17 protein-coding genes and 1 riboswitch are annotated in these 14,875 nt (G+C 53.5%); of the genes, 15 read left to right on the plus strand and 2 right to left on the minus strand.

Going from position 1 to position 14,875, the window contains the following annotated elements:
* Positions 1–55: 55 nt before the first annotated feature.
* A riboswitch (cobalamin riboswitch) is annotated at positions 56–234 on the minus strand.
* Positions 235–452: 218 nt separating this feature from the next.
* Positions 453–1,364, minus strand: a complete 912-nt coding sequence (pocR, locus tag ABIB59_RS02520; RefSeq protein ID WP_041851902.1) for a transcriptional regulator PocR — start codon at positions 1,362–1,364, stop codon at positions 453–455.
* Between the two features lie 224 nt (positions 1,365–1,588).
* Positions 1,589–2,398, minus strand: a complete 810-nt coding sequence (gene pduF / locus ABIB59_RS02525) for a propanediol diffusion facilitator PduF (protein WP_041851903.1) — start codon at positions 2,396–2,398, stop codon at positions 1,589–1,591.
* A 527-nt stretch (positions 2,399–2,925) separates the two neighbouring features.
* On the opposite strand from pduF, the gene pduA reads away from it, so the two are divergent.
* From pduA to ABIB59_RS02600, 15 genes are read left to right on the plus strand one after another with little or no spacing between them, the layout of a single operon-like run.
* Complete coding sequence (gene pduA / locus ABIB59_RS02530; protein WP_041851904.1) at positions 2,926–3,210, plus strand: propanediol utilization microcompartment protein PduA; 285 nt, start codon at positions 2,926–2,928, stop codon at positions 3,208–3,210.
* Positions 3,207–4,019, plus strand: a complete 813-nt coding sequence (gene pduB, locus ABIB59_RS02535) for a propanediol utilization microcompartment protein PduB (RefSeq protein ID WP_071196325.1) — start codon at positions 3,207–3,209, stop codon at positions 4,017–4,019. Before pduA ends, pduB begins: the two co-directional genes overlap by 4 nt.
* 18 nt (positions 4,020–4,037) lie before the next feature.
* The gene (gene pduC / locus ABIB59_RS02540) at positions 4,038–5,702 is read left to right on the plus strand and encodes a propanediol dehydratase large subunit PduC (protein ID WP_041851906.1); all 1,665 of its coding nucleotides are present in this window, start codon (positions 4,038–4,040) and stop codon (positions 5,700–5,702) included.
* Between the two features lie 10 nt (positions 5,703–5,712).
* A complete protein-coding gene (locus ABIB59_RS02545) occupies positions 5,713–6,384 on the plus strand; it encodes a propanediol/glycerol family dehydratase medium subunit (RefSeq protein WP_041851907.1) in 672 nt (223 codons plus the stop codon).
* Positions 6,385–6,396: 12 nt separating this feature from the next.
* Positions 6,397–6,924 (plus strand): propanediol dehydratase small subunit PduE, encoded by a 528-nt coding sequence (gene pduE / locus ABIB59_RS02550; RefSeq protein ID WP_041851908.1) that lies wholly within the window; start codon positions 6,397–6,399, stop codon positions 6,922–6,924.
* Between the two features lie 15 nt (positions 6,925–6,939).
* Positions 6,940–8,772, plus strand: a complete 1,833-nt coding sequence (locus tag ABIB59_RS02555) for a diol dehydratase reactivase subunit alpha (protein WP_354033897.1) — start codon at positions 6,940–6,942, stop codon at positions 8,770–8,772.
* Positions 8,762–9,100 carry a glycerol dehydratase reactivase beta/small subunit family protein gene (locus ABIB59_RS02560; RefSeq protein WP_041851910.1) on the plus strand — a complete coding sequence of 113 codons (339 nt, stop codon included), beginning with the start codon at positions 8,762–8,764 and terminating at the stop codon, positions 9,098–9,100. Before ABIB59_RS02555 ends, ABIB59_RS02560 begins: the two co-directional genes overlap by 11 nt.
* Before the next feature lie 32 nt (positions 9,101–9,132).
* Positions 9,133–9,408, plus strand: coding sequence for a propanediol utilization microcompartment protein PduJ (gene pduJ / locus ABIB59_RS02565; RefSeq protein ID WP_041851911.1), 276 nt, complete (start codon positions 9,133–9,135; stop codon positions 9,406–9,408).
* A 22-nt stretch (positions 9,409–9,430) separates the two neighbouring features.
* Entirely contained in the window at positions 9,431–9,922 is a 492-nt protein-coding gene (locus ABIB59_RS02570; protein WP_354033900.1) for a BMC domain-containing protein, read from the plus strand.
* Positions 9,923–9,924: 2 nt separating this feature from the next.
* Complete coding sequence (locus ABIB59_RS02575) at positions 9,925–10,557, plus strand: phosphate propanoyltransferase (RefSeq protein ID WP_041851913.1); 633 nt, start codon at positions 9,925–9,927, stop codon at positions 10,555–10,557.
* On the plus strand, positions 10,554–11,045 hold the full coding sequence (pduM, locus tag ABIB59_RS02580) for a microcompartment protein PduM (RefSeq protein WP_354033902.1): 492 nt from the start codon (positions 10,554–10,556) through the stop codon (positions 11,043–11,045). The genes ABIB59_RS02575 and pduM overlap by 4 nt, the downstream gene beginning before the upstream one ends.
* 3 nt (positions 11,046–11,048) lie before the next feature.
* Positions 11,049–11,324, plus strand: a complete 276-nt coding sequence (locus tag ABIB59_RS02585) for a EutN/CcmL family microcompartment protein (RefSeq protein ID WP_041851915.1) — start codon at positions 11,049–11,051, stop codon at positions 11,322–11,324.
* Between the two features lie 9 nt (positions 11,325–11,333).
* Entirely contained in the window at positions 11,334–12,338 is a 1,005-nt protein-coding gene (gene pduO / locus ABIB59_RS02590; RefSeq protein ID WP_108700997.1) for a two-domain cob(I)yrinic acid a,c-diamide adenosyltransferase PduO, read from the plus strand.
* Positions 12,338–13,729 (plus strand): CoA-acylating propionaldehyde dehydrogenase PduP, encoded by a 1,392-nt coding sequence (gene pduP / locus ABIB59_RS02595; protein WP_354033904.1) that lies wholly within the window; start codon positions 12,338–12,340, stop codon positions 13,727–13,729. The genes pduO and pduP overlap by 1 nt, the downstream gene beginning before the upstream one ends.
* A gap of 11 nt (positions 13,730–13,740) precedes the next feature.
* Positions 13,741–14,853, plus strand: a complete 1,113-nt coding sequence (locus ABIB59_RS02600) for a 1-propanol dehydrogenase PduQ (RefSeq protein ID WP_041851918.1) — start codon at positions 13,741–13,743, stop codon at positions 14,851–14,853.
* Positions 14,854–14,875: the final 22 nt, after the last annotated feature.

Raw genomic sequence — 14,875 nt, forward strand, 5'->3', positions numbered from 1 at the left:
CGTAGTCCCAGTCAATGACTGTACGCGTCTGAGCAACCGACTTCCCACCGAAGTTGTTGAGAGTAACCATCAGGCCGGTCTTCTGGCTTAGCGTCGTCCTCGCCCGTCCTTCCCAATCTTGCGATCAGTGGTGATTACGGGGTCGTCAGCATCACAGCAGCGGGGGCTGCGGGGGATTCTCACCCCCTTCCCAGCCGCGATAATTTGCGGCAAACCTGTTGGCTTCATTGTTCGTTTCACTCATACAGCATATTGCTGAAAAAGTGATTTTGCTCCTGACTGCAATCTATCGCATCAGGGAAATAAAAACTGGTTCAGTTTATCCCTGCATCGGCAATAATTTGTTGCGCTATAACAATTTATTGTCCGGCCTTTTCTCTAATCTCTTATTTTGACGGTCTTTCAGGCAATTTTATTGGTTTTAGGAATAACAAAATATTGTTATCGGAAATTTAATCACCGTCATAGTTTGCATTATTCTGCAGGCGGAAAACTTGTGGCGTCACCTGATATGTCTGGCGAAATACTTTGCAAAAATAACTTGTTTGAGAAAATCCTAAATTGCGCGCGATGCTGGCGATACTCCAGTCACTGTGACACAGCATTTCTTTTGCGCTGGCCATACGCTGGCGATTGACCCAGGCATTAAAGCCAATTCCCTGATATTTTTTGAACAGCTTACTGAAATAATACGGGCTGAGATAAACATGTGCCGCCACGTCTTCCAGGCGCAACTCATCAGAGAGATGGGCATCAATATAGCGCAACGCCTTCTTCATCTTACTGTCATGCGGCCCCTGATTTCGACTCGTTCGCCCCGCCTCCTGAGCCTGTTGCTGATCTTTGATGACAACGAAATTGAGCTGTTTTTTAAGGCAATTTTCGACTATCAGCTTAAGCAGATCGGCTGATGCAATGACCCGCGAGTAATCCATCTCTGGTACGTTCAGAAACTCATCCATCAATTTCTGATCCGCCTGCCAGCGATCGTCAATGTTAAGGATATTAATGAGTTCAACACTATCGCCTTCACGCAAACGTACCTGCCCACACAGTACAAACCCGACCAGGTGCCCGGCAATGACCAAAGGAATAGAAAAATCGGTAAGTCCGGCATGGCAACGGTAGATGCAGGGTTGGTTGGATTTAGAGGCTTCGAAGCCGCCACAACGATCGCTCATACGACACCGCGCGCTGTGCTGCGGGTTCTGACGCATCAGCTGGCAAAAGGGTGTGAAGTTGAAAAGCTCGGAAATTTCTTCGCCGTGGATATTAACGACAACAACGGCCAGACCGGTGGCTTGTGCAAAATCCTGGGCGATTTTATTAATGAGTTCGGAGTTTAGTGCACTCGCAGAAATCATGATAAAACCTCTCAGTTAATTTTAATTTATTGTTATAAACAAACCTATAATGTTTACATATCATTCATATTAAATGGCAACCAATAACACTGAATGACCATAGGCTGAATTCAAGATAACAAAAGTCTCCCATCCCTGGGAGACGATTTCGTGCGTTCGTGAAAGCAGATCACGAAATAAATAATCGTCGGACATTTATTTCAAGACGCTATTTCGAGGAGGCGTCAGCTTTTGCTCTCTTCCAGCTTACAGGCATTACAAGGGAGGTTTTTGCCAATCAAGTAACGGTAGCAGGCTGCCCCTCCGCAAGCCCCAATAATGGGTGCAATAATCGGTACGAGGAAATACGGAATATCGCGGCCCCCCGTAAACGCAATGTTTCCCCAACCCGCGAAGAAAGTGAACAATTTCGGGCCAAAATCACGCGCCGGGTTCATCGCAAATCCTGTTAATGGCCCGGTAGCCGCACCAATCACCGCCACAAGCACACCAATCAACAGCGGTGCTAAAGGACCACGTGGCACACCATTGCCATCATCGGTCAGCGCCATGATCATACACATCAAGATTGAGGTAATGATAATTTCAACCAGGCCCGCTTCCCAGATACTCAGCGCGGCAGCCGGATAAGTGCTGAATAACGATGCCAGTTGCAGGCTTTCCACACTGCCTTTAACGATATGATGAGCGGTTTCATATTCAATGAACACACTGTGATAAAGCAAATAGGCGACCGCGGCCCCACCGAACGCACCCGCAACTTGCGCCACAATGTATGGCACCACCTTACGTGCAGGGAAGCAGGCAAACAGCCACAAGGCGATGGTAACCGCCGGGTTCAGGTGCGCACCGGACACTGCGGCGGTCAGATACACGGCCAGCGAAATGCCCAGCCCCCAGATAATGCAAATCTCCCATAGCCCCAGCGTAGCCCCGGCAACTTTCATGGCGCACAGACAGCCGATTCCGAAGAACAAGAACAGCCCTGTGCCTAAAAACTCGGCAATGCATTGTGCCTTAAGTGAATCATTCATTTGTGTCACCTTCCAGGTAGAGTCACGATCTCACCAGCACGCCTGAAGCTGGCAGCAGAGTACAACGCCGCTCACTATAGGAATGCGATATTGAAAAGTGTTGGCAACCTCAGGGTAAAAACGCCAAAAAAATCGCCTCTCAATAACAATATTTTGCTATTCAGACTAAATGAATATGGGGCTGAGCCCTATTTCACTCACAATTATTCGTCTTATTGAAATAACAAATTATTGTTATTTTCCGTGTGTCGTTTTACAGCATTGCTCACAGAATGATTTCGCCCGCGCAAATATCACATCGCTTTTATAAATTCATTATCAAAAATGTAAATATGAAATTGACATAGCAATATTTTGCCATGCCAATACCAATAAAATATCATTAAAAATCATACATATAAAAATTATCAAAGCAATTATTTTACGTAATTAAACCAGGAAGTTCCGAATGTAATTTAAAGACAGCCATTCTTTTTCCTCGCTTATTTGTATAGTCCAAAAATCGGGACAACCTTATCGAGGTCTTTATGCAACAAGAAGCATTAGGAATGGTGGAAACCAAAGGCTTAACGGCCGCAATTGAAGCCGCAGATGCAATGGTGAAATCCGCCAATGTCATGTTAGTGGGCTACGAGAAAATAGGTTCTGGCCTGGTGACAGTCATTGTTCGCGGCGATGTTGGCGCCGTGAAAGCAGCAACGGATGCAGGTGCTGCCGCAGCCGCTCAGGTGGGTGAAGTGAAAGCCGTACACGTCATCCCGCGTCCGCACACTGATGTTGAAAAAATCTTACCTAAGGGAATTAGCCAATGAGTAGCAATGACCTGGTGGAACAGATCATGGCTCAGGTGATCGCCAAAGTGTCTTCACCGACACCCGCGACCTCCCCCACTGTAACCCATCCCAAACGAGAGACGGCTATGGCAGAAAAAAGCTGCAGTTTAACGGAATTTGTTGGTACGGCGATTGGCGACACCGTTGGTCTGGTGATCGCGAACGTCGATAGCGCATTGCTTGATGCAATGAAGCTGGAAAAGCGCTACCGCTCAATCGGCATACTCGGCGCACGTACTGGCGCAGGTCCGCACATCATGGCGGCGGATGAAGCCGTCAAAGCAACTAACACCGAAGTGATCAGCATCGAATTACCGCGTGATACCAAAGGCGGTGCGGGCCACGGCTCACTGATCCTGTTTGGCGGTAATGATGTCTCAGACGTCAAACGCGCCATCGAGGTTGCGCTGAAAGAACTCGACCGCACCTTCGGCGATGTTTATGCCAACGAAGCTGGCCACATCGAAATGCAATACACAGCTCGCGCCAGTTACGCGCTGGAAAAAGCGTTCGGCGCGCCGGTTGGCCGAGCCTGCGGCGTGATTGTTGGCGCTCCAGCCTCCGTCGGCGTGTTAATGGCCGATACGGCACTGAAATCTGCCAATGTGGAAGTGGTGGCGTATAGCTCCCCGGCAAAAGGCACCAGCTACAGCAACGAAGCCATATTGGTCATCTCCGGTGACTCCGGCGCTGTACGTCAGGCCGTCATTTCTGCCCGTGAAATCGGTAAAACCGTACTGGGCACAATGGGCTCTGAGCCGAAAAACGACCGCCCGTCCTACATCTGATAACAGAGAGGCTGTTTCATGAGATCGAAACGATTTGAAGCGCTGGCGAAACGCCCTGTTAACCAGGACGGCTTTGTGAAGGAGTGGATTGAAGAAGGCTTTATCGCAATGGAAAGCCCGAACGATCCCAAACCCTCTATTCGCATTGTCGACGGCGTGGTTACTGAACTGGACGGTAAACCCGCCAGTAAATTTGACCTGATTGACCACTTTATTGCCCGCTACGGTATCAACCTGGATCGCGCGGAAGAAGTGATGGCGATGGACTCAGTCAAGCTCGCCAACATGCTCTGCGATCCTAACGTTAAGCGCAGCGACATTGTGCCGCTCACCACCGCGATGACGCCGGCAAAAATCGTCGAAGTGGTGTCGCACATGAACGTGGTGGAAATGATGATGTCGATGCAGAAAATGCGCGCACGTCGTACCCCATCACAGCAGGCACACGTCACTAACGTTAAAGACAACCCGGTGCAAATTGCCGCCGATGCCGCCGAAGGTGCGTTCCGTGGATTCGACGAACAGGAAACCACCGTCGCGGTCGCCCGTTATGCCCCCTTCAATGCCATCGCACTGTTGGTCGGTTCACAGGTTGGTCGCCCTGGCGTATTAACCCAATGCTCACTGGAAGAAGCAACCGAACTGAAACTGGGGATGCTCGGCCACACCTGCTATGCGGAAACCATCTCGGTTTATGGTACCGAGCCTGTGTTTACCGACGGCGATGATACCCCGTGGTCAAAAGGTTTCCTGGCATCTTCCTATGCCTCACGTGGCCTGAAAATGCGCTTCACCTCCGGCTCCGGGTCAGAAGTTCAGATGGGTTATGCCGAAGGTAAATCCATGCTGTATCTGGAAGCACGCTGCATTTACATCACTAAAGCCGCCGGTGTTCAGGGTCTGCAAAACGGCTCGGTAAGCTGTGTGGGTGTGCCTTCTGCCGTGCCGTCAGGTATTCGCGCCATTCTTGCCGAAAACCTGATTTGTGCCGCCCTGGATCTGGAGTGCGCCTCCAGTAATGACCAGACATTTACCCACTCGGATATGCGCCGTACCGCCCGTCTGCTAATGCAGTTCTTACCGGGTACTGACTTTATCTCCTCCGGTTATTCCGCTGTGCCGAACTACGACAACATGTTCGCAGGCTCCAACGAAGATGCGGAAGACTTTGACGATTACAACGTTATCCAGCGTGACCTGAAAGTTGACGGCGGTTTACGTCCGGTGCGTGAAGAAGATGTCATCGCCATTCGCAACAAAGCGGCTCGTGCTTTGCAGGCCGTCTTCGCAGGAATGGGATTACCCCCTATCACTGACGAAGAAGTGGAAGCGGCAACCTACGCCCACGGCTCAAAAGATATGCCAGAGCGCAATATCGTCGAAGACATCAAATTCGCCCAGGAGATCATCAATAAGAACCGTAACGGTCTCGAAGTGGTGAAAGCCCTGGCACAGGGCGGCTTTAAAGATGTCGCGCAAGACATGCTGAACATTCAAAAAGCCAAACTGACCGGTGACTACCTGCATACCTCGGCCATCATCGTCGGCGACGGGCTGGTGCTCTCAGCGGTAAACGATGTAAACGACTATGCCGGTCCGGCAACAGGTTATCGCCTGCAAGGTGAACGCTGGGAAGAGATCAAAAATATCCCGGGCGCACTCGATCCGAACGAATTGGGCTAAGGGGTGAATGATGGAAATCAACGAAAAATTGCTGCGCCAGATCATCGAAGATGTGCTGGCAGAGATGCAAACCAGCGATAAAAAAGTCTCGTTTAGCGCCCAACCTGGCGGTACCGCAAAACCTGCAGCAACGGCTGAGGGCGGCTTTCTGACGGAAATTGGCGAAGCGAAACCCGGCACCCAACAGGATGAAGTGATCATCGCCGTTGGTCCTGCTTTCGGTCTTTCGCAAACCGTGAATATCGTCGGTTTACCGCACAAGAGCATTCTGCGCGAGGTGATTGCCGGCATTGAAGAAGAAGGCGTGAAAGCACGCGTGATTCGCTGCTTCAAATCATCTGACGTGGCGTTCGTCGCCGTGGAAGGTAACCGTCTTAGCGGCTCGGGCATCTCTGTGGGTATTCAGTCAAAAGGCACAACGGTCATTCACCAACAAGGATTACCGCCGCTTTCTAACCTGGAACTTTTCCCGCAGGCGCCTTTGCTGACGCTTGAAACCTATCGTCAGATTGGCAAAAACGCCGCGCAATACGCGAAACGCGAATCGCCGCAGCCTGTACCGACGCTGAACGATCAGATGGCGCGTCCGAAATATCAGGCCAAGTCCGCCATTCTGCATATCAAAGAGACCAAATACGTCGTGACCGGGAAAAACCCGCAAGAGCTGCGCGTTGCGCTTTAAAAGGACAACACCATGAATTCTGACGCAATTGAATCAATGGTTCGTGATGTGCTGAGCCGTATGAATAGCCTGCAGGGGGCAACCCCGGTAACGGCGCCAACCGCGCCATCAGGCGGCACCACGCACCAGGCCAAAGTTAGCGATTACCCGCTGGCGAATAAACATCCGGAGTGGGTGAAAACATCCACCAATAAAACCCTGGATGAGTTAACGCTGGAGAGTGTGCTGGACGGGAAAATCACCGCACAGGATATGCGTATCACCCCGGAAACCCTGCGTATCCAGGCGTCTATCGCCAAAGATGCAGGGCGTGACCGGCTGGCTATGAACTTCGAGCGCGCGGCGGAACTGACCGCCGTACCGGATGACCGTATCCTGGAGATTTACAACGCGCTGCGTCCCTACCGTTCAACCAGGCAAGAGTTGCTGGATATCGCAGAGGATCTGGAAAGCCACTACAAAGCAAAAATCTGCGCAGCATTTGTACGTGAAGCGGCAGTGCTTTACGTCGAACGCAAGAAACTTAAAGGCGACGATTAATCACAGGGATGACTTATGCGTTATATAGCTGGCATTGATATAGGTAACTCGTCAACCGAGGTGGCACTGGCCACCATGGATGAGACTGGCGCACTGAACATTGTGAGCAGTTCGCTTGCGGAAACGACGGGTATTAAAGGCACACTGCGCAATGTATTCGGCATTCAGGAAGCGTTGAACAAAGTTGTCGCCAATGTGGGTATCTCTGTCAGCGATATTTCGCTTATACGTATTAACGAAGCGACACCGGTGATCGGTGATGTAGCGATGGAAACCATCACGGAAACCATCATTACCGAATCAACAATGATAGGCCATAACCCGAAAACACCTGGCGGTATCGGGTTGGGGGTTGGTATCACTATCACACCGGAAGAGCTTCTGACGCGTCCAGCGGATCAACCTTATATTCTGGTTGTTTCCGCTGCATTCGATTTTTCCGATGTTGCGCGTATGGTTAACGCCTCAACGCAAGTCGGCTATCACATCAACGGCATCATTTTACAGCGCGACGATGGCGTACTGGTCAATAACCGCCTTGAGCGCCCTGTCCCCATCGTTGACGAAGTGCTGTATATCGAGCGCATTCCGATGGGGATGCTCGCCGTTGTTGAAGTGGCAATGCCGGGCAAGGTTATCGAAAGTCTCTCTAACCCTTACGGCATCGCCACTGTCTTTTCCCTGAGCGCCGATGAGACACGCAACATCGTGCCCGTGGCCAGGGCGCTGATTGGCAACCGTTCCGCCGTCGTCGTGAAAACACCGTCCGGTGATGTCAAAGCCCGCTCAATCCCCGCAGGGAATATTGAGTTAGTCGCCAAAGGCAGAACGCTCAAGGTCGACGTTGCCGCCGGGGCCGATGCCATCATGAAAGCGGTGAATGAATGTCCAACACTGGATAACGTCACCGGCGAGGCTGGCACCAATATCGGCGGCATGCTGGAACATGTCCGCCAGACCATGGCTGAGCTCACCAACAAACCCAGCAGCGATGTATTTATTCAGGATCTCCTCGCTGTCGATACCGCTGTCCCGGTCAACGTGACCGGGGGGCTGGCGGGTGAGTTCTCCCTCGAACAAGCCGTTGGCATCGCCTCGATGGTCAAGTCGGACCGCCTACAGATGGCTATGATTGCCCGCGAAATTGAGCAAAAGCTACACGTTGATGTGCAGGTGGGCGGTGCAGAAGCAGAAGCCGCTATCTTTGGTGCGCTCACCACGCCGGGCACATCGAGGCCGCTGGCCATTCTTGACCTTGGCGCCGGTTCTACCGACGCCTCCATTATCACGCCGCAGGGGCAAATTACCGCCACCCATCTGGCCGGAGCCGGAGACATGGTGACGATGATCATCGCTCGCGAACTGGGGCTCGAGGATCGCTACCTTGCGGAGGAAATCAAAAAGTACCCGCTGGCGAAAGTCGAAAGCCTTTTTCACCTGCGCCATGAAGACGGCAGTGTGCAGTTTTTCCCGACCCCTCTTCCACCTGCGGTGTTTGCCCGCGTATGTGTTGTAAAACCCGATGAGTTGGTACCGCTGCCGGGAGACATGGTGCTGGAAAAAGTACGCATTATTCGCCGCAGCGCCAAAGAACGCGTGTTTGTCACCAATGCCCTGCGCGCGCTGCGTCAGGTAAGCCCTACCGGAAACATCCGCGATATTCCATTCGTGGTGCTGGTTGGCGGCTCCTCACTCGACTTCGAGATACCGCAACTCGTCACCGATGCCCTTGCCCACTACCGACTGGTGGCCGGACGGGGAAATATCCGGGGCGTTGAAGGTCCACGCAACGCGGTGGCAACGGGGCTGATCCTCTCCTGGCAGAAGGAGTATGCCAATGGACGTTAAGCAGGACAGTCCGGTCATCGTTATCACCGCGCTCGCAGAGTGCCAGCCGCAGTGGCAGGAAGTGCTGTGGGGAATTGAAGAGGAAGGTATTCCCTGGCGCTGGCAACAGGCCTCCGGGCTTGATGTCGTCGCCCATGCCTGGCAGGCGGCCAACCAGTCAGCACTGCTGGTTGGCATCGCCTGCGATAACCAGCAACTGGTTATCCATTACCGAAATTTACCCGCATCAGCGCCGCTTTTTACGCTGATGCTTCATGAAGACCTCCAGTCCCGGCGCAAGGCAGGTAATAACGCCGCCAGACTGGTGAAGGGGATACCGTTCCGGTAACCACTTTTATCCATAAACAGGAGAAACGCAGTATGAACAACGCATTGGGACTGGTTGAAACAAAAGGTCTGGTGGGTGCAATCGAAGCCGCCGATGCCATGGTGAAATCCGCCAACGTGCAATTGGTAGGTTACGAAAAAATTGGTTCGGGTCTGGTCACCGTCATGGTGCGCGGTGACGTGGGTGCAGTGAAAGCCGCCGTTGACGCAGGCGCTGCGGCAGCCAGCGCGGTGGGTGAAGTGAAATCTTGTCACGTAATCCCGCGCCCGCACAGCGACGTCGAAGCCATTTTACCGAAATCAGCCTGACTGGCAGATAAAGGAGCACAGCGTGAAGCAATCACTCGGATTACTTGAAGTTAGCGGTCTGGCGCTGGCTATCAGTTGCGCGGATGTTATGGCGAAAGCCGCTTCCATCACGCTGCTGGGTATGGAAAAAACCAATGGCTCTGGCTGGACGGTAATCAAAGTCGCTGGTGATGTGGCCTCTGTTCAGTCAGCCATCATCACTGGCGCCAACTTTGCGCAAACGCGTAACGGGCTAGTGGCACAAAAGGTCATTGCGCGGCCTGCTGAGGGGATTATGGCCTCTGCGCCAACGCGTGCAGCCATTCCTGAAACGCCGCCTGTGTCGATAACAACAACGGAAAAACCGGTTCAGAGCATTGAGCACGTGCAGCCATTGCGTGAAGAAACATCCGCCGCTTCCGAATCGGTGGCGATTCAACTGGTGACCTGCAATCTTTGCCTTGACCCGGCGTGTCCACGCCAGAAAGGGGAACCACGCTCGCTGTGTATTCATAGCGGTCAGCGAGGGGAATAAACATGGATAAACAGTTAGTCGAAAATGTGGTCACTCAGGTTCTGGATGAGATGCGTGCGCGTCCCATCCCTCTGGGTATATCGAACCGACATATCCATCTTTCACCTGAGGATTTCGAGCGGTTGTTTCCCGGTCAGACGGTGACGATTAAAAAAGCGTTGCTGCAACCCGGTTATTTTGCGGCGGAGCAAACCGTCACGCTGGTAGGACCAAAAGGGCAACTGAAAAATGTGCGCCTGCTTGGCCCGCTACGGGGCGCCAGCCAGGTCGAGATTTCACGTACGGATGCCCGTACGTTGGGTATCGCCGCCCCGCTGCGCATGTCCGGCAATCTGGCGGGTACACCAGGGATCAGGCTGGTGAGTCCGTATGCGGAAATCGACTTACCCAACGGCGTCATCGTCGCACAACGGCACATTCATATGTCGCCGCTGGACGCCCTGGTTCTGCGCGTTTCCCATGGCGACAACGTCTGCGTTGCAATTGAAGGCACCGGGCGCCGGGTGATTTTTGATGATGTCGCCATCCGTGTGGCGCCGGGTTTGCTTCTCGAAATGCATATCGATACCGATGAAGCGAATGCCTGTGGCGCAGACGAACCTGGCGCTCGCGCTCGCCTGGTACCACGCGCATGAACAGCGAACAGTTAGCGCACATCGTCGGGCTGATCGTTGCCCGCCTGCAGGCCAGGCAGGGCAACACCCTCACGCTCAGTCAGGAAGAGCTGCGTCATGCTTCTGTGATGAAGTTTTTTCTGAACCATGACGCGCTCTGTGTGCAACAAACCGATCTGTGTTTTCTGGGGGCGCTGGCAGACGGCGATCAGGACAACACCGCCGTTGCACACCTGTTTGAAGCCCTGACATTGGGCATGTCCGTGAGCATTACGTTAAACAGCAGGCTGCTGCCCTGCTTGCCCCTGAAAACACTGGCAAAACTGCCTGTGACGTTCATGGATGAGCAAGGCGTCACGGTGGTTATCCATCAGGCAAAAGTATTGAGCTACCGCGATGTCGCTGGCCTCAACGCGTGCTGGCTTGCTGTCTCACGTAAAACGATTATCACGGCACTGGCCCGTGAAGCAGTGATTTCGCAACACATACGACTCGTGAAGCAGGAGTAAAGCATGCATCTCGCAAGGGTAACTGGCTCGGTGGTCTCGACACAAAAATCCGCTTCTCTGGTGGGCAAAAAATTGCTGCTGGTCCGGCGGGTTACGGCAGACGGTGAACTTCCCGCCAACCCATTACAGGGTGATGAAGTAGCCGTTGATTCCGTTGGTGCAGGTGTCGGCGAACTGGTTCTGCTCAGCAGTGGCTCCAGTGCGAGGCATGTTTTTTCCGGCCCGAACGAAGCCATTGATTTGGCGGTGGTGGGCATTGTCGACACCCTGTCGCGCTAAGGAGGAATAATGGCCATTTATACCCGCACTGGCGACGCTGGCACGACGGCTCTGTTTAGCGGCCAGCGCGTCAGCAAAACCCATCCGCGCGTCGAAGCATACGGCACGCTGGATGAACTCAACTCTCAGTTGAGTCTCTGTGCCTGCGCCGTGCAAGCCCCCGCCAGCAAGCCATTCCTGGAAGCGGTGCAACTGCAGATTTTCTGGTTTAGCGCAGAACTGGCGAGTGAAAGCGAAACACCCTCGCCAAAACAGCGCTATGTCAGTACCGAAGATATTGCTGCGCTGGAACAAGCAATAGACAACGCGATGTCCCAGGTCGACAACGTCCACAGCTTTGTGCTGCCAGGCCGCTGCGAAGCAGCAGCCCGTTTGCATGTTGCCCGGACACTGGCCCGCAAAGCCGAGCGTCGCCTGGTGGAGTTAAGTGAACAGGTAAACGTCCGTCAGGTGCTGATGCGCTATATCAACCGCCTTTCCGACTGCTTGTACGCGCTGGCCCGCCTTGAAGACCATCTGGCGCACCAGGAAAAAGTCATTCACGAAGTCGCGGCGCGTTATCGCGCTGCGGCACAAGCCATACCGGCGAAAGGCACCTCTATGTCACTTTCATTTCATGACCTTCATCAACTGGCCAAAGCCGCGATGACACGCGCTGGCGAGCTTAACGTGCCGGTGGTGATAAGCGTCGTGGACGCCCATGGCATCGGCATGCTGACCTGGCGCATGCCAGACGCGCTGCTAGTCAGTAGCGACCTGGCACCGAAAAAAGCCTGGACGGCAGTCGCGATGAGATCGGCCACACACGAACTTTCAGACGCAGTGCAACCAGGACGCGCGCTGTATGGGTTAGAGGCGCACATGGAAGGCAAAGTTGTCACTTTTGGAGGCGGTTTCCCCATCTGGCGTGACGGCAACATTATTGGTGGTCTTGGCATCAGCGGCGGTTCCGTTGAACAAGACATGGACATTGCTCAGACCGCACTTGCGGCGATTAACATGGGAAAAAAATAATGAATACGACCGAACTTGAAACCCTTATTCGCACCATCCTGAGCGAACAACTCACACCGACACAAGAGAAAAAAGAGAGCTGCACCAAAGGGGTATTCGCCACGCCAGCAGAAGCTATCGACGCAGCACACCAGGCCTTCCTGCGCTATCAACAGTGTCCCTTAAAAACCCGCAGCGCCATTATTGGCGGTATTCGTGATGAGCTGGCTCCCTATCTGGCCGAACTGGCCGAAGAGAGCGCCACAGAAACCGGTATGGGCAACAAAGAAGACAAGTTTCTCAAAAACAAAGCCGCGTTGGAAAACACCCCGGGTATAGAAGATCTCACCACCACCGCGCTGACCGGCGACGGCGGCATGGTGTTATTCGAATATTCCCCGTTTGGCGTTATTGGCTCCGTTGCGCCAAGTACGAACCCGACCGAAACCATTATTAACAACAGCATCAGCATGCTGGCGGCAGGCAATACCATCTATTTCAGCCCGCATCCGGGTGCGAAAAAGGTTTCGCTCAAGCTGATCCGCATGATTGAAGATATCGCGTTTCGTCATACGGGTATTCGCAACCTGGTAGTAACCATTGCCGAACCTACATTCGAAGCCACCCAGCAGATGATGGCGCATCCAAAAATCGCCCTGCTGGCGATTACCGGTGGCCCAGGCATTGTGCTGATGGGCCTAAAAAGTGGCAAGAAAGTGATCGGCGCAGGTGCCGGAAACCCACCCTGTATCGTCGACGAAACTGCCGATCTGGTGAAAGCAGCGGAAGACATCATCAACGGCGCGTCCTTCGATTACAACCTGCCCTGCATTGCAGAGAAGAGTCTGATTGTTGTCGACTGTGTTGCCGACCGCCTGATGCAACAGATGCAGGCATTTGGCGCGTTGCGCATTACCGGTGCGGATATCGATAAACTGCGCGCCGTCTGTATCCAGGATGGGGTGGCCAATAAAAAGCTGGTCGGTAAAAGCCCTTCACACATTCTGCAAGCGGCCGGTCTGAGTGTGCCGCCTAAAGCGCCTCGCCTGTTGATAGCCGAAGTGCAAGGCAACGATCCGTTGGTTACCGCAGAGCAATTAATGCCCGTACTGCCTGTCGTTCGGGTTAACGACTTTGATGCCGCCCTCGCCCTTGCCCTCGTTGTTGAGGAGGGTTTACACCACACGGCGGTGATGCATTCACAAAATGTCTCCCGCCTGAACCTGGCCGCGCGCAGCCTGCAGACTTCTATTTTTGTGAAAAACGGACCGTCTTATGCGGGGATTGGCGTGGGCGGTGAAGGCTTTACCACATTCACAATAGCCACACCTACCGGCGAAGGCACGACATCAGCAAAAACCTTTGCACGTTCGCGTCGTTGCGTACTGACCAACGGTTTCTCCATCCGCTAATTGAGGCCGATATGAAGAGATTTTCGCTACAAACGCGACTCTACAGCGGAGCGGGAAGCCTTGAGGTGCTTAAACGCTTTCGTAACAAGCACATATGGGTTGTCTGCGACGGTTTTCTTGCCAGCTCTCCGCTTATAGAACTGCTGCGCAAGGCAATCCCGGCAGATAACCGCATCAGCGTCTTTAGCGACATTACACCTGATCCGACCATCGCCACGGTTGTGGAAGGCATTACACAGATGCATTCACTCCAGCCGCAGGTGGTTATTGGTTTCGGTGGCGGCTCCGCGCTGGATGCGGCGAAAGCAATCGTCTGGTTCAGCAAACAACAGGGCGTCAATATCGAAACCTGTGTCGCGATTCCGACCACCAGCGGCACCGGCTCGGAGGTGACCAGCGCCTGCGTGATAAGCGATCCCGAAAAAGGCATCAAATATCCGTTGTTCGATAATGCGCTCTATCCCGATATCGCGATCCTGGACCCGACGCTTGTCGTTAGCGTCCCACCCGCTATTACGGCGAATACCGGCATGGATGTGCTGACCCACGCCCTCGAAGCCTATGTGTCGCCTCGGGCCAGCGATTTTACCGATGCGCTGGCAGAGAAAGCAGCACAGTTAGTGTTCCAGTACCTGCCAACGGCGGTACGTAAAGGCGACTGCCTGGCGACGCGTGGCAAAATGCACAACGCTGCGACCCTCGCTGGGATGGCGTTCAGCCAGGCGGGGTTAGGTATTAATCACGCCATTGCCCATCAGTTGGGCGGGCAATTTCACCTGCCGCATGGGTTAGCTAATGCGCTGCTGCTGGGGGCGGTCATTCGCTTTAATGCCAGTGATAAACGTGCGGCGAAGCGTTATGCCCGGCTGGCTAAAGCCTGCCATTTTTGCCCGACAGGAGCGAATGAGTTGGTCGCCATTCATTCACTGATTCGCCAGATTGAGCAGCTTCGTCAGCAGTGTGAGATGCCGACGCTCTCGGTCGCGCTAAAAGCAGACAAAGATAAATTCCGTGAGCGGATCCCCGCCATGGTTCAGGCTGCACTGGCGGATGTCACGCTGAAAACCACGCCTCGCCCTGCCGATGGCAATGACATTCGACATATTCTGGAGGAATTGCTGTGAGTGAAGCGGCCCTTCTCCCGTC

Origin of the sequence: Citrobacter sp. UYEF32 (genome assembly GCF_040546205.1) — a bacterium.
GTDB classification, from domain to species: domain Bacteria; phylum Pseudomonadota; class Gammaproteobacteria; order Enterobacterales; family Enterobacteriaceae; genus Phytobacter; species Phytobacter diazotrophicus.